Origin of the sequence: Oculatella sp. LEGE 06141, from assembly GCF_015207605.1 — a bacterium.
Taxonomy (GTDB): domain Bacteria; phylum Cyanobacteriota; class Cyanobacteriia; order Elainellales; family Elainellaceae; genus Oculatella.
This window is the reverse complement of sequence record NZ_JADEWO010000035.1, coordinates 1-19,878: the sequence shown is the minus strand read 5'-3', so window position 1 is coordinate 19,878 and position 19,878 is coordinate 1. Positions and strand designations below refer to the sequence as shown.

Below are 19,878 nucleotides of genomic sequence, written 5' to 3'. Positions count from 1 at the left end.
TTAATTCGGTACAGCGATCCAGTGCAGCCATTCTAATTCTGGGGAACCGTCGCATGACTCAATCAACTTCAACCCTGGCCTTGCCGATTCAACGGCTGTCAGCCGCTGCCTTTCAACCCTATGGGCAGGTGATTTTTGCCAGTTCAGACGGCAAGCCTTACGATGCAGACGATGCTCAGTTAACGCTCGACCGGGGGATTCCACGCTTCTACATCATGCGCTTGCACCGTCGAGGACGAACGTTTTCTCACATCACGCGCCATGTTCACTGCACTCAATGTCTGGGGTCGTTGGAAGGGAAACCCTGGTTAATGGCGGTCGCTCCGCCAAGCAATACTTCAAAGCCGGATCTGAAGGCGATCGCTGCCTTTCAAATCCCCGGCAACTGCTTCATCAAGCTGCATTTAGGCACCTGGCACGCTGGCCCCTACTTTGAGCAAGATGTCATTGATTTCTATAATCTGGAATTAAGCGATACAAATGTGACGGATCACTTCACCCACAACCTGCTGGAAAGTGACGGGATCGAGTTTGAGATGGTGTGGGAGAAAAACCGTTCCGGTGAATAACGCAACGCTAGCCGAATCAACAGGGGTGCGCCTTAAAACAGTGGAGATAGGGCAACTTTGGGGGCACCAAACTTAAGATAAGTGACACACGGACTGACGACGCTAAGACCGTTTACCTCTACATCTGCCGTACCATTTACGTTGAGCGCTACTCGTACCAGATCGTTTAGCAAGTGCTGGCTCGGAACCTGACCAACCAGAACCACTACTGCACCACGTTGGCTGATGCGAATATTTTTGACGTTCTCAGCCGCAAAGTTTTGATTAAAGGCCAGAGCCACTCGCTTGGCCAATCCGCTGTGGTCGTACTCTCCGTGCAATCCTACACGTTCTGGCGGGATCGCCGTAAACAGACGCGCCAAACTGCTGCGACCTTCTGACGTTGAGCGATATCTAACTGAAGAGGAACTTGGTAGTGCATTCATTCTGTGACGATTCAAGAAGACTTGATAAATATAAGAATTCTATAAAGATGTAATCAATCTATCACAGGAAATATTGTCTCACAGCATACAAGACACCAAAAAAGCCAAAAAAGGCGACCGAAAAAATACTGCTTTTCTCAGTAGTTGCAGCAGTCTTGTGATACATGGAATGCTTGAAAGCTACGGATACTATTTGCGTGATTTTGCCCGATTTGATCTGCTAATTGCGGGATTTAGAGAGTTGGTTGCGCCAAACAGCAGGATTTTGGGATATTTGCTGCCGTCTTTTGAGCCGAGCGATCGCCGCTCAACCCTCTGCAAGTGCAACGTTTTGTGTATAAAAGAATGCCGGGAACCAGTGCAACGAAAACACCCAGTTCAATACCACTCAGGTGAGGTGGTGTTTACAAACCGTAAGGCTGCCTAATTTTATTTGTAGAGAAAATATGCTATGCATGAACGCTGCCGTCGGGCATTGTTGTGCCGCTCAGGTTAGCCCCCGTTAACTTCACCATTAATCGGTTCGACACTTCCATTCGGGCACCCTTCAAGTTGGCACCGCTGAGGTCTGCCCCGCTAAAGTCAGCACCAATCAAATTTGCCTCCTGCAAATTGGCTTGTTTTAAGTTGGCTTGCAGCAGATTGGCTCTAAACAGGTTTGCCCGAGTCAGGTTTGCGCCTGACAAATCTACGTTATGCAAAAACGCATCGCTCAGGTTGGCGTTGGTGAGGTTAGCGTTGCTCAGGTTTCGGCCTGACAAATCTTTTTCAATCAAATTGGCACCGCTGAGATCGGCTCCGCTCAGGTCGGGCGATCGCGGCTTCCGTTGGGTCTGTGACTGGGCTGATGGCGACGGTTGCGCTGGACTGGGAGACGGCTGAGCTGGACTGGGGGACGGCTGATAGGACTGATACGACTGATACGACTGATAGGACTGATAGGAACGAGGGGGCGGTTGATAGGCTTGCTGCCGATAGGATGAGGGTCGAGCCGCACTCCGAGGGGCTGGTGACGGCGACGGCGACGCAGACGGGCTAGCTTTTTTGCTGGCTCGATGCGAGGATCGCAGCTTGTCGCGCGCCTGATTTAGTTCTTTGAGCTTCTCTTGAGCTTTTTCTTGTAACCGTAAGTTGTCTTTGGGCAGGCGATCGGGATGCCAGACAAACACCAGATCTTTATAAGCCTGGTTGACCTCTTCTAGCGAGGCACCAGGCTCTAACCCCAAGATGCGATAGCAACTCTCGATATCGTGCATTTAACTCAAAATAACGTCACACAGCTAAGGTCTTGATAAACAGCGATCGGGCTTCCATAGGGTAAGTCAGCCCCTGGGAGGGATGCCTAACGATCTAGCACTGGATGGACTGGTGCTTGGTAGAATAATCGGAGTTCCCGCTTACAGCATTACCGTATCGTGAAATCTGCATAATGGCTTTAACCGTTATGATCACTAAATCATGAGCACTAAATTTGTTGCCAATACTCATTTGGTTTACATGATTTGGTTTAAATGGGGTTTAGAGACGCTCTATGCACGATGAAACCGAAGTTTATGGGGCACTCGGTTGTGCATGAACACAATTGACCTCAGCTTGATTAACCCGACTGCATCGGCTGATGTCATTATGCTTGATTTTGTTTGTCGATCGCTTCTCCCTCATTCTTACGCGTTAATATGCTCACAGTAGCGTTACCCAAAGGCGGATTGCTAGAAGACAGCATTCGCCTGTTGCAACAGGTTGGATTAGATTTTAGTGCGTTTCTCGATTCGGCCAATCGCCAGTTAGAAATCTGGGATGCCAGCCGAACGGCCAAGGCGCTGCTGGTTCGCAACTACGACGTGCCCGTTTATGTGGAATATGGGCAGGCGCAGTTGGGCATCGTTGGCTATGATATTTTGCGCGAGAAACAGCCACAGGTGGCACATCTGGTCGATCTCCAGTTTGGTCGGTGTCGTCTGTCGGTGGCGGTGAAAGAGTCGAGTCCTTATCGGTCGGCGTTGGAGTTGCCGCCCCACAGCCGCGTGGCTTCTAAGTTTGTCCACTGCGCCCACGACTATTTTCAAAGTCTGGATTTGCCGGTTGAAATTGTGCCGCTATACGGTTCGGTGGAGTTAGGGCCGATTACAGGCATGTCGGAAGCGATCGTGGATTTAGTTGCTTCTGGTCGCACGCTGAAAGAGAACAATCTGCTGGAAATCGAACGCCTGTTTGAAAGTACCGCTCGCCTCATTGCCCATCCGCTGAGCTATCGCCTAAACCAGGACGGGTTGCACGATCGCATTGAACAGATTCGATCGTTAACCTCGGCTCACGTCCCGGCGTGAACTCTGCAACCTGCCCATTCCAACTGACTCTCAACATTTAACAACATTTAAACGGATGCCTCGACCGCCTAGAGCGTCTGTCTTCTCATCCGTCTCTAGTGTCTTGCAGCAGTTCTCAATCGAGTCAGCCACAGTCTCGCCAGGATAGGTGCGGGGTGTGGGGTTTGAGGCGTGGTGAATGCAAATGAAAATGGCTGTAAGCTAAAGTTGGAAACGTACGATTATTGTGGCTATTAATACGGTTTATTGTTCGGTATGACCAGTGCATCTCCCGTGAGCAAGGCTGATGATCGTCGGCGAGATCGGCAAACAGACTGGCGACTGTTGCGAATTTTGCTTCCCTATGCCAAGCGCAATAAACGCTGGCTGCTGGCTTCTATGCTGCTGCTGGTGCCGTTAGCGCTAGCAACGTCTGTTCAGCCTATTTTGATTGGGCAGGCTATCTCTCTAATTCGTGATGAGCCAGTGGCCTGGTTTCTGGAGGGGCGATCGATGGCGGCAGGGTTAAATATTTTAGTCATTCTGTTAACGATCACGGTGGTGGTGCAGTTAACCTTCAACGGTGTGCAGGGGTACATGGTGCAGAAGGTGGGGCAGCACATTACCGCCGATGTCCGAGATGACCTGTTTGAGCACGTGACATCGCTGGCAACCCGCTTCTTTGACCGTACTCCGGTGGGTCGCCTTATCACTCGCCTCACCAGCGATGTGGATGCTCTGGGCGATGTGTTTTCAACCGGGGCAATCGGCATCGTCAGCGATCTGTTTTCTATGGTGGTGATTACGGTGATTATGTTCACCTTACAGTGGCAACTGGCGCTGATGCTGTTGCTGATGCTGTTTCCTATCACCGGGTTAATTGTTTACTTTCAGCAGCGATATCGACGGGCGAACTATCGGGCACGGGAAGAACTGTCTGCCCTGAACTCAACGCTGCAAGAAAATATTGTTGGCATCAATGTGGTGCAACTGTTTCGGCGCGAGCAGTTTAATGCGGAACTGTTTCGCAAGATTAACCAGCGTTACATTACTGAAGTCGATAAAACGATTTTCTTTGATTCTGCGGTGTCGGCCACGCTGGAATGGATTGCCCTGGTGGCGATCGCAGGCGTGCTGATTTTAGGGAGCCTGCTGGTGCTGCAAGACAGTCTCAACTTTGGCACCCTGGCCTCATTTATTTTGTTCGCGCAGCGGTTGTTTGATCCGTTGCGTCAGTTTGCTGAAAAATTCACGGCGATTCAGGCGGGTTTAACGGCGCTAGAGCGGGTTAGCGATATTATTACCGAACCAATCGAAATTCGTGACCCTGAGATGATTAGCGGCGATCGCCCGTCTGTAATGCGTGCCCAGGAAATGGCGATCGGCCATGACCCTTCCTCTAATCTGCCGTCTGCTGCTCTCGATACCCCAGGTGATGCGGTATCGACGGCTGCAACGCTCTTGCCCAACCTGCAATCGGCTATTCCCAGTTCCGAAACACCGCTACCGCTGCCTCAGGCTGCAACAGTAGCGAAACCGAGCGAGATTCGCTTCGATCATGTTTGGTTTGGCTATAAGCCCGACGAGTACGTCCTGCGCGATTTAGACTTCACGATTCGTCCCGGCGAAAAAGTAGCGCTGGTTGGCCCCACTGGAGCCGGAAAAAGCTCGATTATTCGTTTGCTGTGTCGTCTGTACGAAATTAATGAAGGGCACATTTGGCTGGATGGAGTGGATGTGCGAGACATGGCGCAGGCCGAATTGCGCCGCCGTATGGCGGTGATTCTGCAAGACGGATTTTTGTTTGCAGGGGATATCAAAGGCAACATTAGCCTGGGAGAAACCTACACGCTAGAGCAAATTCGTGCCGCCGCTGAGCAAACGAATGTCTCTAGCTTTATTGAGCAGCTTCCCCAGGGGTATGACACGCTTTTGCGGCAGCGAGGCACCAATTTATCGGGGGGACAAAAACAGCTCTTGGCGTTTGCCCGTGCGGCCATCCGCAATCCGTCCATTTTGGTGTTAGACGAGGCAACGGCCAATTTAGATGTGGTAACGGAAGCGATGATTCAACAGGCGTTGGAGCGGCTGTTGGTGGGGCGAACCGCAATCATCATTGCTCACCGTCTGTCTACGATTCGAAATGTCGATCGCATCCTGGTCTTAAAGCAGGGTCGCCTTGCAGAATCGGGTAGCCATGAAGAGTTGCTGGAGCAAGGTGGCCTATACGCCAGCCTTTATCGGCTGCAAATGCTGGAAGGGTAAGAGCAAGTTTGCTTCTACAAGGGCATTGGTTCGATCGGTTAGTGCCCTTCGAGTAGGAACGCACTTTGAATCGATTTGCAGTATCTGCAAGAATGCTTTGAACGGCTAATGTGTAGCCGCTAGCTTGTAGTGGCGCAGCATTTTGGCAAAACGGTTGAGTCTATTTCAAGGACTATCTGCCAAATGCTACGCCCTTACAGGAGACATTTGCTATTTTGCAAAAACCTCTGAAGCAGAGTGCAATCTGTTGCGCGGGGAGCAGGCAGTGCAAACAGGCAGTGCAAATATAGATAGCAACACCTACCTACTGCAAAGAATCTCAAAACGTTGCAAAAGTTAACCTATTTCCCGCTTTTAGCCATGATTGTTTGTAGTTTCTTATACTATATTTAAGGAATTGATAAAATTAAGTGGTATAGCTGGATTGGTTTAAAGTCCTGCGTAAATATACCCAAGTCTCTCTAACGGTTGGAAAGCATCTGAATCTCCAGACCTGCTCTTCGACCTTGCGAGGATTAGAGACAGTTGGTTTGAGTTCGGAGTTGTTTCCAATCAAGAGGATATTGAAGGCGTGAGTCAAGACCAGTTGAGCCAAATGAGGCGTTACGACTCAGGGGCGATCGCTCGCTACTATCGTTACAGACCTTGGAAAGCTTGGTGGCGGGCGTTAGATATCATTTGGTCGTTTGTTGGCTTTGTCCTGGGGCTAAAGTGGGATGATTGGCAGCACCATGTTGAAGTCAACAAATCCAGGCGGGCGATTCAGCTTCGCAAAATTCTGACCCGTCTCGGCCCCACCTTCATTAAAGTGGGTCAGGCTCTTTCAACTCGACCTGACTTAATTCGCAAAGACTTTCTAGAAGAGCTGATTAAGCTACAAGACCAGCTTCCTCCGTTTTCAACCCCCAAAGCGTTCGACATCATTGAAACCGAACTCGATCGCTCCATTGATGAAGTGTTTGAGTCGATTTCTCCCGCACCGATCGCCGCTGCCAGTTTAGGACAGGTTTATCAAGCACGACTGCGAACCGGAGAAGCGGTGGCCGTTAAGGTACAGCGTCCTAACCTGCTGCCCACTCTAACGTTAGACCTGTATCTCATGCGCTGGGCTGCCGGATGGCTGGCTCCCTGGTTGCCGCTGAACCTGGGGCACGACCTGACGCTGATTGTCGATGAGTTTGGCACCAAGCTGTTTGAAGAAGTAGACTACCTCAACGAAGGGCTGAATGCTGAGAAATTTGCGGTCAATTTCCAGGACGATCCTCGCGTCAAAGTTCCTTCTATCTACTGGCGCTACAGCAGCCAGCATGTTTTAACGCTGGAATGGATTGACGGCTTTAAGCTCACCGATACTCAGCGGGTGAAAGATGCCAACCTGGGTACCGATACCCTGATCGAAATTGGTGTTACAACGGGGCTGCGCCAACTGTTAGAGTTTGGCTTCTTCCATGCCGATCCGCATCCCGGCAACCTGTTTGCTATGGCCGATGGGCGCATGGCCTACATCGATTTTGGCATGATGGATCAGCTTTCCGAAGAGACAAAGGAAACGCTGGTTGATTCGGTCGTTCACCTGCTTAATAAAGACTATGTTGACCTGGCCAAGGACTTTGTTAAGCTTGGCTTCTTAACCCCCGAAACCGATATCATGCCGATTGTTCCAGCGCTAGAGACGGTGCTGGGAAATGCGATCGGCGAGAGCGTGAGCGACTTTAACTTTAAGACCATTACCGATCAGTTCTCGGAACTGATGTACGAATATCCATTTCGCGTCCCGGCTAAGTTTGCCCTGATCATTCGCTCGCTGGTCACCCAGGAAGGCTTAGCCCTGAGCTTGAATCCTGCCTTTCGGATTGTTGAAGTCGCTTACCCTTACGTGGCACGACGGCTGTTAACTGGGGAGTCGTCAGAATTGCGCCGCCGGTTAATCGAAGTTCTGTTTAAAGATGGCAAGTTCCAGTGGCAGCGCTTAGAGAATCTCATTGTGATTGCCCGTTCCGATGACAGCTTCGATATTTTGCCAACCGCGCAGCTTGGGTTGCAGTACCTTTTATCGGAGGAAGGGCGCTTCCTGAGACGGCAGCTTATTCTGGCTTTGGTGGAGGACGATCGCCTGCATACGGCAGAGGTGCAACGGCTGTGGGACTTAATTAAAGACGACATTCAGCCTACAAAACTGTTTAACGTAGCGCTAAATGCGATCGCCGAGCTTTCTGCCGATCGGGCGGCAACGTTCATTTCACCCATGACTGCATTTACCCTGTTTCAAGGAAATAAGGGAGACGATACCAAGTTTTGAGTTTGTGAAGTATGAGTTATTGGCTTTAGGCTGTAGAGTGCTTTTAGCCGGACATACCGGATTCATAACTCGTCCTGATTAAGGAGTCATCCGTGTCATATTTTTCTGAACCTCCCTATTTCCTGCTGGTTGCAGGCTTATTTGCTGGTCTGGCTTGTGGTTTAGCCTTTGAAGCGACCCTGAAACAATCGGTGCTTGACTGGTCACGCAACCGCTCCACTCGGACGTTAGCCAACATGCGCGGCATGCAGTTGTTGGTGCCGTTTTTGGGCATTTGCGGCGGCATTTGCGTGTTTCTGGCATCTGGTCTGGAAGTGTTTGGGTTTCCCAACGAGTTGTCTTATATCGTTGCGGTGTCGCTAACGCTATTCACTGGCATTTTAATTTGGTCGCAGCTTGGCAAAATTTTGGTTCAGCTAGAAAGAGGCGGTTCAAAAGCGCTAGACCTGGACTCCTTCGGTTGATAGAGATAGTTTCATTCTCTCGGCAGAGGGTTAATAGCGCCCAGTTTGAGTATCTTAAGTTTTAGCAAGTACTACGGCCTGGGTTGCTGCAAGTCGTGAACTTGTACCAGCGTCAGGTTGTACTGCCAGATGGGGAAACCCTTTCGCACTGACTCTTTTGATCTGTTGCGCGCAAAAGAAACCCACCCTTGATTCAAGGGTGGGTTTCTTATAAATCTGCATCACGCTCGTTTAGCTCACAAACCCAAATCCACAGCAACCCGGTGAGCGCAGGCGAAGCCTGAGAAGGCTACGGCATTTAACCCTTGCCCTGGAAAGGTGCTGTCGCCCACACAATAAAGTCCTGGTACTGCCGTGCGGTTGAAGGGCATCCCCAACAGCCCCAACAGCTTACGGGATGGAATAGGGCCATAGGTGCCATCCATGCGCCCCAAAAAGCGGCGATGCGTGCGCGGCGTTCCTGCTTCTTGAAACTCAATGCTCTGCGATAACCCCGGAAAGATGGCTTCTAATCGTACAATCATGCGTTGAGCGACCGCTAGCTTTTTCGCCTCGTACTCGCTAGGCGATAGACTCTGCCAGTCTGCAATCCAGCTTGGGGTAAAGGTATGGATGATGTGGCGATCGCGCGGTGCCAAACTGGGGTCCAGCAAGGTTGGAATCGATACAAAAATCGTTCCTTCCGCGTCTTCCAGGCGCTTCCAGTCGTCTAGCAGAATATGGTGACAGTCTGTTTCGGGCGGCAGTACGCTGGCCTGCACCCCCAGATGCAAGCTAAAGAAACTGGGAGATTTTTGATAGCGTTTTTGCCACTTCTGTTCTGCACGCGGCATTTCTGCGACTGGCAGCAGCTTTTCAAAGGTATCCCATCGCGTTGCGTTGGAAACAATCCGTTTGGCTCGATAGGTTTGCCCTGTAGCTAACTGCACACCGACCGCTTTGCCCCGCTGCCGCAGAATTTGCGTCACTCTGGCTTTATAGGCAATCTGGCTTCCTGCTTTTTCCAGACCTTCCACGAGCTGTTGGGCGATTTGCCCTACCCCGCCTTTGGGATAGTTAATGCCACCGTAGTGGCGATCGCTAAACACCATTCCGGCATTAATCATCGGTGTCTGGCTAGCTGGCACAACCGACCAGCAGTAGCATTCCATATCAATAAAGTTGAGCAGCGCCGGATCGGTGATGTAGCGTCGGGCAATGTCGCCAACGTTTTGCGGCAGATATTGCGCCAACCCCAAACAGGCAAACGGATGTTGAAAAAACACCCGCATTAAATAACGAGGTTCTTCCAACGACAGCAACTCCATTACGTTTAAGCAGTTGAAGACCTTCCAGCATTCATCGTAAAAGCGCCGAATGCCTGCCTGCTCGTGGGGAAAGTAGGCCGTCAACTCTTGCAAGAAATTCTCATAGTTCCGATGAACTTTTAGATCGAGCTGGTCGGGCAAATGATAATGAATTTGCACCGGGTCGGGGATAGTTTCCAGCCCCACGTCTACTGCTTTAAGGGCACGGGCCAGCAAGTTGGTAGTACCCTTCTCGCCAAAACCAAAGATCATGGAGGCTCCAACATCAAAGCGGTAGCCCGATCGCTCAAAATAGCCAGCACTGCCCCCCGGAATCAGGTACCGTTCGAGTACCAAAACCCTGGCACCTTTGGCGGCCAACTGGGTTGCCGTGACCAGGCCGCCGATGCCCGAACCGATGACAATTACATCAAATTCTGCATCGGTAGGCGGTAGTTCCGTAGGGCGATCGAGACGAGTAGATTCGCTGCGATTAACAGAGGGGGGCGAAGGTTCAGAAACAGCAGACATGAAGCGGCAATCTCTAGAAGGCTCTTTTACTCAGTGTATCTGAACTCTGATCGCTGTGAAATTGGGTTAAACGATTGGAGTGGAGTAGAGCAATCAGTAACACCTGCCCATTATTATCTAAGAAACGAACCGCAAGACCACCGCCAATTTCAAAAAAAAGAGGGGGATCAGTCCGCGACCAACCCCACCTGCCGATCCTTTGAGAGGAGAACACTGAAAATTAATATAGTCTTATTGCAAATCTATGTCAATACTAATGAAAAAGATTTGCAATAACCCTGCGATGCCCGACAAATGGGCGAATGGAGTGAGCCTGGGTTTATACCAGTGTGAGAGTCAAAGACCCATTTCAACAGGGTTGCAGGTTGATATCAATGAACGTGGATATCAATGAATACGGTGATTGGCTGCGCTAAACCCGTTGTGCGATCGCCGTAACGGAGTATGATGATGCAATTCATGGCCACTGTTTTCGGTTTTGCCCAGCAATGTCTTTGCAGTTACGTGTTCACGTTCCGCCTCATCCCTTAATCAAACACTGGCTTGGTGTTGCTCGTGATGAAACAACGCCATCGGTGTTGTTTCGCAGTGCCATGACCGAGCTAGGGCGATGGCTAACCTATGAAGCTATTCGCGACTGGCTTCCTGTTTTGGAGACAGAGGTTAAAACACCGTTAGCGCCGTGTCAGGCGACGTTCATTAATCCCGAAGTGCCAGTGGCGGTCGTACCGATTTTGCGTGCCGGATTGTCACTGTTAGACGGGGCACAGGCACTTTTACCCCTGGCATCGATTTATCACATTGGTCTGGTTCGCAACGAAGAAACCCTGGAGCCAACTCTGTATTTGAACAAGCTGCCCCAGCAGTTTGATCCGCAGACCCGGATATTGATTAGTGAACCAATGTTGGCGACTGGCGGCACCAGTATGGCTGTGATGGCAGAGCTAATCAATCGAGGGGTTGAACCATCATTGGTTCGCATTATCTCTGTGGTAACTGCGCCAACGGCCTTACAAAAACTGGGGACGGCCTATCCTGGGTTGGTGATTTATGCCGCTGCCATTGATGAAGGTTTAAACCAACACGGATTTATTGTGCCGGGGCTGGGCGATGCAGGCGATCGCACCTTTGGCACTTAAAATTGCAATGGCACTGCTGTGGGCAACTTTCTGTCCTAGCGACTAAGCTGTGAACAAGTGGTCGAATACTCATCCGCTCTTCAGTAACGAACCATGAGCCAACGAGATAATTTTATTGGTGGATTCTTAGTGGGAAGCGTTGTCGGCGGCGCTGTTGGCGGTCTCTTGGGCGTGTTGTTAGCATCTAAGCTTTCCAATCAAGAGGTTGCTCCGTCTGAAGAATCCTTTAAAAAACTGGACAAACCGCCGGGGCGCAAGCGGCAGCTTAGAGCGCCGACCGAGCAAAGCATTGAAACGGCACGACGTGGATTAGAAGATAAAATTGCTCAGCTAAACGACGCGATCGACGATGTGCGGCAGCAGCTCGGCAACGTCAATGGCGCTCCTAAGGACGAAGGCAGTCAACGCACCCTCTCCCAGGATTCGTAATGTTTCCATGGATCCACGCCGGGATATGCGAGGATGTGGAAGATATTGGGGGGCTGGGGTCTGGCTTTGATGTGGCAACGGTTGAGCCGTTTCTGCCTCGGTGGGTTAATCCCCTATGTCGCTTGACCAATTGAGAGTCTACTGATATTCGTTAAACTAAACCTAAGTTGTTTTTACTTATCCAGTTCAACACGGCACTATGAATAGTTCTCTTGCTCTAATTGCAACCTCACTGGCAACGTTTCTTCAGATCTACTTCGTTCTGCTGATCATACGTATTCTGTTGAGCTGGTTCCCCACAATCAACTGGATGAATCCCCCATTCAACATTCTGAGCCAGTTGACCGACCCCTACCTGAATATTTTCCGCTCCTTTATTCCGCCGTTGGGTGGAATCGATTTTTCGCCCATGTTGGCTATTTTTCTGTTACAGTTTATTTCCAGCGCCTTTATGCAAGCGGCACAGCGAGTCGCATTTGCTGGATACTAAGCACTAGATACTGAGCCACCCGATACTGAGCCACTAGGTACTAGCCATTGGGCTGCTACATTCGGCAAAAAGCGCTCCTGTTCTGAGCGCTTTTGCCATGATATTTGTTTGCAGTTTAACTTTAACGACGCACTCGACCTGAAAACCCTGACGCTTTGAACTGCTTCAATTGCAGCGGTGTGGGCTGGTTGGCGGGCACGGTAATTCGCAGGTCAAAGTCGCTAATGCCAGGGGGCACTTCATCAATGGAACCGAGGCGGGTGCGGTTTTGCATTACGGAGTTGCCGTTTGCGTCGTAAATACGCCCAAAAATATCTGCGTTCAGTACGGGTTTGTTCGTTGCATTTTCGGCTTTGCCGCTGACCAGGTAGCAGTTGGCGGCCATGCTGGCACCGTCGGTGGTCACATTCCCTTCTGCCAGATCCGGTGGACAAGAGCCGTAGGAAATATCAAACAGTCGAATTTGCGTTAAGGCATGGGCAGTGGGGGCGATCGCCCAACTGCTTACCCACAACAGACAGGATAAGGCTAACGCAGCAAAGACTTTTAAAAGTGTGGGCTTAACCATAAACATTAGGTGATAGAAAAACAGCAGAGTTGAGGCGTTTGGGTTCCGCAATCCCACTTTTCAGCTTACCTTGAATTTCCTCTGGAGGCGCTCAAGCACTTCGGTAGAGTTCTGCCATAATGGGGATCATTAAATTGCAGCAACATGTTAGTTCTGGACTAGTGCAGTAAAAATCCTCCAGACCGTTGCTGCACTATTGAACTAAGCTCATATCAAGTCCAATCTCACCCATGACTCACGCTGAGATTGAAACGGTTTTGCAGGCAGCCTTTGTTCAGTGCGAAGCAGCAGGTTGCCCATTAGATGCTCAGCAAAAGCAGATTTTGTTGAGGTCAACTGCGGTGCTGGCAAGTCTGGATGGCAATGGAGCGATCGCCGCCAATCATGACGATCGTTCAGCGCTGCTGAATCCCTTAGATGAACTCACACCCGAACAACGGCGAGCTTTCCTTCAGTTTGTGCAGGCACACGAGGCGCAGGGCGCATCGTGGAAAGTGCAACTGCTCAATGATTGGTTGGCGGGTCGAGAATCCGGCTCGATTCAGTTCTTGCGAGATCAGTACGGGATGCAGTGGCTCGATCGCATTCAGGCGGTTCACCTGGCTCAGTATTCCGACGAGCTAGCCATGAACCTGAAGGTGGGCGATCGCATTGAGGTGTCTAACAACCTGTGGGAATGGGTGCAAGACGATGGCCCCTGCCAGCGGGAATGGGTACTCTGCACCGTGGTTGGCCTCAGTGAAGCCCCAGACAACATGCCAATGGTGCCTGCCAGCTATAGCGGCTATACGACCTGTACCGTTCGCTTTGACAACGGTATGGAATATGAGATTCAAGGTGTATACGAATGGAATCGCTATAACTGGCGATGGGCAGAACGATCGCCCGACTGACTGCTTCAGAGCGGGTGGATGAGGTTATGGCAGCTTGAGGTGCTGTTTTAACGCCTGTCGCATCACGTCTACTGGAACCGACTGCTGGAGCCACTGTTGCAACGCAACAGCACCCTGTTGCACCAGCATTTCCAGTCCATCAATGGCGATCGCGCCCTGGGTTTGGGCTTGCTGCAAGAACTGGGTGGGGTTGGGAGTGTAGATCAGGTCATAGGTGATCGTGCCCGGTTGCAGGTGTGCGGCATCGCTGTCGCTAAGCGGCGATGCCGTGGGGTGAGGATTCATGCCAATGGGTGTGGTATTAACCAGCAGATCGGCCTGGGGAATCAACTGGGGCAACTCTTGCCAGGGATGCACCGATAGGTTGACGGCTAAGGGTGAGTCAACCCAACTCGCCAGAAATGACTGGAGCTTTTGCGGATTGCGACCCACCACTCGCACCTGAGCACAGCCTAACTGGGCGCATCCAGCAACAACCGCTCTGGCCGCTCCGCCGTTCCCCAGAACCACTGCTGTAGTGTGTTGCCAGTTCCGTTGCATCTGGGTAAGAGGTGAGATGAATCCAGCAACATCGGTGTTGGTACCCTCCCAGCCTTGTTCTGTCCGGTAGATGGTGTTCACGGCTCCAACGGCTTGCGCGATCGCTGCAATCGACTGCAACAGCGGCATCACGGTCTGCTTATGCGGAATGGTGACGCTAAAGCCCTGCAACCCAATTGCCTCAAATCCATCGATCGCCCGTTTCAACTCGGTCGGTTGAATGGAGAATGGTAAGTAGACATAGTCCAACCCCAAGTGGGCGATCGCCGCATTGTGCATCACTGGAGATAGAGAATGTGCGATGGGGTATCCAATGACACCAAGCAATTTAGTTTGACCAGTAATTATCATGAAGGCAGGCCAGCAGCAAATACAGTTCATTTCAACCGATGGGAGTGGGGGCAGTCGTCCACCCGTTCCATCAAGATCAACTCAAAGACTATAGAATCTTAGAACCTCAGGAGTGACGCGGTTGAATGAATTCTCAGGAATATCAGGGGATGTGAGCGGAACATTGAATTCGAGCATTTCCTAATAAAGTCAATCCTATTGAATCATCATGCTAGGAACTTTGCTGGGTGGGCACTACAAACTGGTTTCTGTTTTAGGGTCGGGCGGCTTTGGTCGAACGTATCTGGCTGAGGATGTGCGTCAGCCGCATGGCTCTTTTTGTGTCGTGAAGCAGTTTAGGCCAACCAGCGAAGACGAAAAGTTTCTAACCGTTGCCCGCCGCCTGTTTGATAAAGAAGTTGACGTGCTAGAACGGCTGGGGCAGCATCACCAGATTCCCCAATTTCTGGACTTTTTTGAGGAAAGTCAAGAGTTCTATCTGGTTCAGGAATTCATTGACGGTCATCCGTTAAGCGAAGAGATCTCTCAAAGAAAGCGGTTTAGTGAAGCCGAGGCGATCGCCCTCTTGCAGGATGTTTTGAGCGTGTTGGATTTTGTTCATGCCCATGACGTGATTCACCGCGACATTAAACCCAGTAATTTAATTCGCCGCCATAGCGATGGCAAAATCGTCTTAATTGATTTTGGGGCGGTCAAAGAAATCCACACCCAACTCTCTACTGGCAGCGGTCAAACCAACCTGACCGTTAGCATCGGCACGCCGGGATACACGCCAACCGAGCAACTGGCGGGTAAACCCCGGTTTTGTAGCGACATTTACGCGCTGGGCATGACCACGATTCATGCCCTCACCGGATTGCCGCCCTCGCAACTGTTAGAACATCCCCAAACCTTTGAAGTGCTTTGGCAGGATGAGGCGAAGGTCAGTCCGGGGTTAACCTTCATCTTGGAACGGATGGTGCGCTCTCATTTCAGCCAGCGTTATCCAACGGCGCGGGATGTGTTGCAGGCATTGCAACGGCTGTCGGCGTTGCCGCTTGGAACCTCCGCTAATTTGCCAGCGCTGTTGCTGCCCGAGTCTCTACTGCATGACCAGCGGAACGAACCCGAAACCCAGTTTGAGTCGCCAGAGGAACGGCGCAAACTCCTGAAACGGGGGATACAGGTGATGGCGATCGCTACCATTGCGATCACGGGCTTAGTTCAAGGACTACGGCAAATTGGCTGGGTAGAACCCCTGGAACGGGTAGCCTACGATCAACTGGTGCGCTGGCAACATCAGGCTCCGCCCGATCCGCGTCTGTTGCTGGTGGCAATTACCGAGGCCGACCTGCAAGCCCTTCAGCGTCCTACCCCGTCCGATCAAGACCTGGCTACGGTGTTAAAACAACTCGAACAACATCAGCCGCGAGTCATTGGCTTGGATATGCATCGTGAACTAGCGCAGGAGCCAGGTCACGCCCAGCTATTGGCTCAGCTTCAGCAAGCCGATAACCTCATGGTTATTATGAAACTGGGTTCCGAGGAATCGGCACAGATTCCGCCTCCGGAGGGTGTTCCAGGCGATCGCATTGGGTTCAACGATTTCCCGGTGGATGTGGATGGTATCGTTCGCCGCAACCTGATGTTTGCCTCTGTTGGTGCCGATGCTTATTATTCGTTTTCGCTGCGAACGGCGCTGGCTTATTTGAGCCATCAAGGAATTGAGATTAAAAACAGTGTCGATCGCCCTGATGCCATTCAAATCGGGGAAACGGTGTTTCCACCGCTGGCGGCCAATTCGGGTGGCTATCACCAGCTAGATGCAGCGGGATACCAGGTATTGCTGGATTACCGTTCTCCACGCAACATCGCCAGACAGGTTTCGTTTAGCGACGTGCTTCAGGGGCGGTTTGAGCCAGATTGGGTTCAAGATAAGGTTGTGCTGATTGGAACAACGGCTGCAAGTGCCAAAGATTTGTTCTATACCCCCTATAGTGCGGGGCAGGATCTCAACCATCAGATGCCCGGTGTCACGATCCACGCCCAAATGGTGAGCCAGATCTTAACGTCGGTTTTGGATGGCCGATCGCCCTTTTGGTTCTGGTCTGAGTGGGTGGAAATTCTCTGGATTGGCGGCTGGGCGATCGCGGGGGCTGGTTTGGTTTGGTTTGTGCGCCATCCGGCTGCCCTGGGTGCGAGTTTAGTAATTGTGTTGCTGAGCCTGGCTGGAACCACCTACGCTCTGTTTAGCCTGCATGGTTGGGTGCCCGTTGCGGCTCCGGCGATCGCCATTGGGATGACGGTGGCGGTGGTGCTAGCCTATCGCTCCTATTGGATGCAACAACAACTCGCTACTCAGTTTCTGTGATATCCTCCAGACACCACCGTATCGGGTAGGGTCTGGCTTCCCTTGCTCACAAAAGGGCTTTCCTGGTACTAGTCGATCGAGCGAATGAGGTGTGGCAAAGGACGATACCCCAGTAGCTTGATAAACTGCATAAACAGGTCGTTCAACGGTCGATCGCCACACAAATGATTAAATGGCGAGGCGTTGCTGTGCAGAACGAATTGCATTGAGGAGTCGCAAGATTCTGTTTTGATCAACGTTTGGGTTAACGAGTTCACTAATTTTGAGCCTATCAAGCAAGGTTGCCTTGCACTGCCTGCGCTGGAACTGAGGCCAGCCTGGTTGTCGATCGTCTCAGGAGAACCAAAGTGACAGAAAAACGCCTGAATTTCTGGCAACTCTGGAACATGAGCTTTGGCTTCTGTGGCATTCAGTTTGGCTGGGGTCTGCAAATGGCGAATGCCAGCGCCATCTTTGAGCATCTGGGTGCTAGCGCTCACGATATTCCTATTTTGTGGCTGGCCGCGCCGTTAACCGGGCTAATTGTGCAGCCCATTATAGGCAGCCTGAGCGACAACACCTGGAGCCGCTTGGGACGGCGACGACCCTACTTTTTGGTGGGTGCAATTTTGAGTTCGATCGCCCTCATCCTGATGCCCAATTCATCCAGCTTGTGGATGGCTGCCGGACTGCTGTGGCTGCTCGATACTTCGGCCAATGTCAGCATGGAGCCGTTTCGTGCCTTTGTGGGCGATCTGCTGCCACCCGACCAGCGAACGCGCGGCTATGCCATGCAAAGCTTTTTCATTGGCCTGGGTGCTGTGGTGGCAGCGGCGCTGCCGTGGGTGCTCAACCACTGGTTTAACGTGCCGGGGGCAGGTATTGAGTATATTGTGCCACCCACGGTTAAACTCTCGTTTTACGTAGGAGCTGCGGCCTTCTTAGGGACGGTGCTGTGGACGATCGCCACCACCCAGGAGGAACCTCCCGAAGATATGCAGGCGTTTCAACAACAGCAGCAAGAGCAACTGGGGGTTTCTAGCACGCTGCGCGAGATTAGAACGGCTCTGCAAGATATGCCTGCCACGATGCGGCAATTGGCCTGGGTGCAGTGCTTTAGCTGGTTAGGAATGTATTGCATGTTTCTGTACTTTCCCCCAGCCGTGGCGCGAGATATTTTTGGCGCGGTGTTTGAAAGTTCGCCTATTTATGCAGAGGGCATTGAGTGGGCAGGGTTATGCATTGCTACCTATAATGCGGTCTGCTTTGCCTTCTCGTTTGTGTTGCCTCGGTTGGCGCAAGCCACCAGTCGCAAAACGGCTCATACGATCTGCCTCTGTAGCGGTGCGGCAGGGTTGTTGTCTCTGCTGCTAATTCACAATCGGTATGTGTTGTTTCTCTCGATGCTTGGGGTTGGCATTGCCTGGGCCGGGCTGTTAGCAATGCCCTATGCCATTCTGATTGGAGCCTTGCCGCCCGATCGCAGCGGTATCTACTTGGGCATTTTTAATTTCTTTATTGTGGTGCCCGAAATTTTGGCTTCTCTGGGGCTGGGCTGGGTGATGGAACACTGGCTACATGACGATCGCCTCCTGGCTGTATCTATGGGAGGAGTATTTATGCTTATCGCAGCTCTCTTAGTCCATCGGGTGGAAGATGTGTCTCTAGATAGGCGAGTTGCCAAATTTACTGTGGTAAATAATAAAAACGGAGGAGTGGTTACCTCTGATACAGAAGTTAATGAAGCTGAATCGGTTTTGAATGTTGATTCTTCATCTATCGCTACTTCTGATTCGGTGCGTTCTCAGCATGACTAAATTGGCTAATGCCAAGCTAATAACCTGAGCTGAAAGGGTTTCAGTAGTGTTACTTGTTGTGTTGAAACCCAAAAACTAGCCATAACCGCGTTGATTTTAGTTTTTCGAGCGTTAAAGAAAAACCTTGAATCCTTGCGAAATATTACGGGTTTACTCGTTAACTTTTGTTACCTGTTTTACGGTCTACTGACTTCAATTAAATCCTCCAATGTGTAAAGGATTATGAACGTTATTCAGCAACTTCGCAGGCTGAAACAACGTCTGCCTCATGTTATCTCTCATCGTTTACGTTGGGTTGGAGTGGCGATCGCCGTTTTTATCGGGGTCGTCTTTTACAGTGTTGTTGTCCTGTCGCAGCAGCCCATTACCCTGACGGTGTTGATGCCAGCACCCGATACGCCTCCGTGGCGACCGTTAATCGAAGAATTTCAATCGCAAAATCCCAATATTCGCGTCCAGATTGTTGAAGGGCCAAACGCCAGCGATGCCGTTGAAGATCTATACACCTCATCTTTTTTATTGGGAGATTCTCCCTATGACATGGTGGTGATGGATGTGATCTGGGTGCCGAAGTTTGCGGCGGCTGGGTGGCTCCAGGATTTGAGCGATCGCGTTTCTGAAGAGCAGTTAGCCGCCTACACCGAGGCCAGCATTGCCGCCAGCCGTTTTGAAGACGGGCTGTATCAGATTCCGCTGCGCTCCGACGTAGGAATGCTGTACTATCGCACCGATTTGCTAGAGCAGATTGGAGCGCAACCTCCCGAAACCTTTTCGGATCTGATGACGATCTCCCAGCAGTTGCAGGCGGATGATGTGGTTCCCTGGGGCTACGTTTGGCAGGGACGGCAGTACGAAGGCGTATCTGCCATGTTTGTCGAAGTCCTGGAAGGGGCGGGCGGTTTCTGGATTAATCCAGAAACCCAGGAAGTGGGACTGGATCAGCCAGAGGCGATTCAAGCCCTGGAATTTTTACGCAGCACCATTACCGAGGGCGTTTCGCCATCTGGGGTGAGCACGTACCAGGAAGAAGACGTTCGCCGATTTTTCCAGAATGGACAAACGGCCTTCATGCGAAACTGGCCGTATGCTTACGCTCTGGGTGCAGAAGAAGGCTCTGAAATTGCGGGCAACTTTGACATTAAGCCCATGGTTCATGCTCCCGGCCAAACCTCTGGTG

General features: G+C 51.3%; 20 protein-coding genes. 14 read left to right on the top strand and 6 right to left on the bottom strand.

Annotated features, from left to right (window positions below; genetic code table 11):
* The first annotated feature begins 53 nt into the window (after positions 1-53).
* Entirely contained in the window at positions 54-569 is a 516-nt protein-coding gene (locus IQ268_RS20875) for an ureidoglycolate lyase (RefSeq protein ID WP_193883341.1), read from the top strand.
* Between the two features lie 32 nt (positions 570-601).
* Here IQ268_RS20875 and IQ268_RS20870 read toward each other — a convergent pair whose 3' ends face one another.
* Complete coding sequence (locus IQ268_RS20870; RefSeq protein ID WP_193883340.1) at positions 602-994, bottom strand: BON domain-containing protein; 393 nt, start codon at positions 992-994, stop codon at positions 602-604.
* 169 nt (positions 995-1,163) lie between these two features.
* Between IQ268_RS20870 and IQ268_RS20865 the strand changes: the two genes are divergently transcribed.
* Positions 1,164-1,421, top strand: coding sequence for a hypothetical protein (locus IQ268_RS20865; protein WP_193883339.1), 258 nt, complete (start codon positions 1,164-1,166; stop codon positions 1,419-1,421).
* A 22-nt stretch (positions 1,422-1,443) separates the two neighbouring features.
* Here the strand turns inward: IQ268_RS20865 and IQ268_RS20860 are convergent, their stop codons facing one another.
* Positions 1,444-2,250, bottom strand: coding sequence for a pentapeptide repeat-containing protein (locus tag IQ268_RS20860; RefSeq protein ID WP_193883337.1), 807 nt, complete (start codon positions 2,248-2,250; stop codon positions 1,444-1,446).
* A gap of 420 nt (positions 2,251-2,670) precedes the next feature.
* On the opposite strand from IQ268_RS20860, the gene hisG reads away from it, so the two are divergent.
* From hisG to IQ268_RS20840, 4 genes are all read left to right on the top strand, one after another.
* The gene (hisG, locus tag IQ268_RS20855) at positions 2,671-3,321 is read left to right on the top strand and encodes an ATP phosphoribosyltransferase (protein ID WP_193883335.1); all 651 of its coding nucleotides are present in this window, start codon (positions 2,671-2,673) and stop codon (positions 3,319-3,321) included.
* 255 nt (positions 3,322-3,576) lie between these two features.
* Positions 3,577-5,565: an ABC transporter ATP-binding protein gene (locus IQ268_RS20850; protein WP_193883333.1), complete on the top strand. Its 1,989-nt coding sequence runs from the start codon at positions 3,577-3,579 to the stop codon at positions 5,563-5,565.
* Between the two features lie 595 nt (positions 5,566-6,160).
* Entirely contained in the window at positions 6,161-7,864 is a 1,704-nt protein-coding gene (locus IQ268_RS20845) for an AarF/ABC1/UbiB kinase family protein (protein ID WP_228035592.1), read from the top strand.
* Between the two features lie 92 nt (positions 7,865-7,956).
* A complete protein-coding gene (locus tag IQ268_RS20840) occupies positions 7,957-8,328 on the top strand; it encodes a hypothetical protein (protein ID WP_193883329.1) in 372 nt (123 codons plus the stop codon).
* Between the two features lie 236 nt (positions 8,329-8,564).
* Here the strand turns inward: IQ268_RS20840 and crtH are convergent, their stop codons facing one another.
* Positions 8,565-10,145: a carotenoid isomerase gene (gene crtH / locus IQ268_RS20835; RefSeq protein WP_193883327.1), complete on the bottom strand. Its 1,581-nt coding sequence runs from the start codon at positions 10,143-10,145 to the stop codon at positions 8,565-8,567.
* Positions 10,146-10,633: 488 nt separating this feature from the next.
* Here crtH and upp point away from each other — a divergent pair, with 488 nt between their 5' ends.
* The 4 genes from upp (at position 10,634) to IQ268_RS20820 (ending at position 12,203) form a co-directional block, all read left to right on the top strand.
* Positions 10,634-11,284, top strand: a complete 651-nt coding sequence (gene upp, locus IQ268_RS20830) for a uracil phosphoribosyltransferase (RefSeq protein ID WP_193883325.1) — start codon at positions 10,634-10,636, stop codon at positions 11,282-11,284.
* Positions 11,285-11,377: 93 nt separating this feature from the next.
* Positions 11,378-11,713 (top strand): hypothetical protein, encoded by a 336-nt coding sequence (locus IQ268_RS20825; RefSeq protein ID WP_193883323.1) that lies wholly within the window; start codon positions 11,378-11,380, stop codon positions 11,711-11,713.
* Positions 11,713-11,847, top strand: coding sequence for a hypothetical protein (locus IQ268_RS33020; protein WP_255527239.1), 135 nt, complete (start codon positions 11,713-11,715; stop codon positions 11,845-11,847). Before IQ268_RS20825 ends, IQ268_RS33020 begins: the two co-directional genes overlap by 1 nt.
* Before the next feature lie 65 nt (positions 11,848-11,912).
* Positions 11,913-12,203 (top strand): YggT family protein, encoded by a 291-nt coding sequence (locus IQ268_RS20820; protein WP_193883321.1) that lies wholly within the window; start codon positions 11,913-11,915, stop codon positions 12,201-12,203.
* Positions 12,204-12,324: 121 nt separating this feature from the next.
* On the opposite strand, the gene IQ268_RS20815 is transcribed toward IQ268_RS20820, so the two are convergent.
* Positions 12,325-12,771, bottom strand: coding sequence for a hypothetical protein (locus tag IQ268_RS20815; protein ID WP_193883319.1), 447 nt, complete (start codon positions 12,769-12,771; stop codon positions 12,325-12,327).
* 230 nt (positions 12,772-13,001) lie between these two features.
* Between IQ268_RS20815 and IQ268_RS20810 the strand changes: the two genes are divergently transcribed.
* Positions 13,002-13,664, top strand: a complete 663-nt coding sequence (locus IQ268_RS20810; protein ID WP_193883317.1) for a hypothetical protein — start codon at positions 13,002-13,004, stop codon at positions 13,662-13,664.
* A gap of 24 nt (positions 13,665-13,688) precedes the next feature.
* On the opposite strand, the gene IQ268_RS20805 is transcribed toward IQ268_RS20810, so the two are convergent.
* A complete protein-coding gene (locus tag IQ268_RS20805) occupies positions 13,689-14,552 on the bottom strand; it encodes a shikimate dehydrogenase (protein ID WP_193883426.1) in 864 nt (287 codons plus the stop codon).
* Positions 14,553-14,763: 211 nt separating this feature from the next.
* Between IQ268_RS20805 and IQ268_RS20800 the strand changes: the two genes are divergently transcribed.
* On the top strand, positions 14,764-16,905 hold the full coding sequence (locus IQ268_RS20800; protein ID WP_193883315.1) for a CHASE2 domain-containing protein: 2,142 nt from the start codon (positions 14,764-14,766) through the stop codon (positions 16,903-16,905).
* A 68-nt stretch (positions 16,906-16,973) separates the two neighbouring features.
* Here IQ268_RS20800 and IQ268_RS20795 read toward each other — a convergent pair whose 3' ends face one another.
* Positions 16,974-17,111, bottom strand: coding sequence for a hypothetical protein (locus IQ268_RS20795; RefSeq protein WP_193883313.1), 138 nt, complete (start codon positions 17,109-17,111; stop codon positions 16,974-16,976).
* 141 nt (positions 17,112-17,252) lie between these two features.
* Between IQ268_RS20795 and IQ268_RS20790 the strand changes: the two genes are divergently transcribed.
* Together IQ268_RS20790 and IQ268_RS20785 are read left to right on the top strand one after the other, a co-directional pair.
* The gene (locus IQ268_RS20790) at positions 17,253-18,701 is read left to right on the top strand and encodes an MFS transporter (RefSeq protein WP_193883311.1); all 1,449 of its coding nucleotides are present in this window, start codon (positions 17,253-17,255) and stop codon (positions 18,699-18,701) included.
* A 222-nt stretch (positions 18,702-18,923) separates the two neighbouring features.
* On the top strand, positions 18,924-19,878 hold a 955-nt coding region (locus IQ268_RS20785; RefSeq protein ID WP_193883309.1), incomplete at its 3' end, for an extracellular solute-binding protein.

Coding starts and splice junctions, on each gene's coding strand:
- IQ268_RS20875 (WP_193883341.1), top strand. CDS start 54: ATGACTCAATCAACTTCAACCCTGGCCTTGCCGATTCAACGGCTGTCA.
- IQ268_RS20870 (WP_193883340.1), bottom strand. CDS start 994: ATGAATGCACTACCAAGTTCCTCTTCAGTTAGATATCGCTCAACGTCA.
- IQ268_RS20865 (WP_193883339.1), top strand. CDS start 1,164: ATGCTTGAAAGCTACGGATACTATTTGCGTGATTTTGCCCGATTTGAT.
- IQ268_RS20860 (WP_193883337.1), bottom strand. CDS start 2,250: ATGCACGATATCGAGAGTTGCTATCGCATCTTGGGGTTAGAGCCTGGT.
- hisG (WP_193883335.1), top strand. CDS start 2,671: ATGCTCACAGTAGCGTTACCCAAAGGCGGATTGCTAGAAGACAGCATT.
- IQ268_RS20850 (WP_193883333.1), top strand. CDS start 3,577: ATGACCAGTGCATCTCCCGTGAGCAAGGCTGATGATCGTCGGCGAGAT.
- IQ268_RS20845 (WP_228035592.1), top strand. CDS start 6,161: ATGAGGCGTTACGACTCAGGGGCGATCGCTCGCTACTATCGTTACAGA.
- crtH (WP_193883327.1), bottom strand. CDS start 10,145: ATGTCTGCTGTTTCTGAACCTTCGCCCCCCTCTGTTAATCGCAGCGAA.
- upp (WP_193883325.1), top strand. CDS start 10,634: ATGTCTTTGCAGTTACGTGTTCACGTTCCGCCTCATCCCTTAATCAAA.
- IQ268_RS20825 (WP_193883323.1), top strand. CDS start 11,378: ATGAGCCAACGAGATAATTTTATTGGTGGATTCTTAGTGGGAAGCGTT.
- IQ268_RS33020 (WP_255527239.1), top strand. CDS start 11,713: ATGTTTCCATGGATCCACGCCGGGATATGCGAGGATGTGGAAGATATT.
- IQ268_RS20820 (WP_193883321.1), top strand. CDS start 11,913: ATGAATAGTTCTCTTGCTCTAATTGCAACCTCACTGGCAACGTTTCTT.
- IQ268_RS20815 (WP_193883319.1), bottom strand. CDS start 12,771: ATGGTTAAGCCCACACTTTTAAAAGTCTTTGCTGCGTTAGCCTTATCC.
- IQ268_RS20810 (WP_193883317.1), top strand. CDS start 13,002: ATGACTCACGCTGAGATTGAAACGGTTTTGCAGGCAGCCTTTGTTCAG.
- IQ268_RS20800 (WP_193883315.1), top strand. CDS start 14,764: ATGCTAGGAACTTTGCTGGGTGGGCACTACAAACTGGTTTCTGTTTTA.
- IQ268_RS20795 (WP_193883313.1), bottom strand. CDS start 17,111: ATGCAATTCGTTCTGCACAGCAACGCCTCGCCATTTAATCATTTGTGT.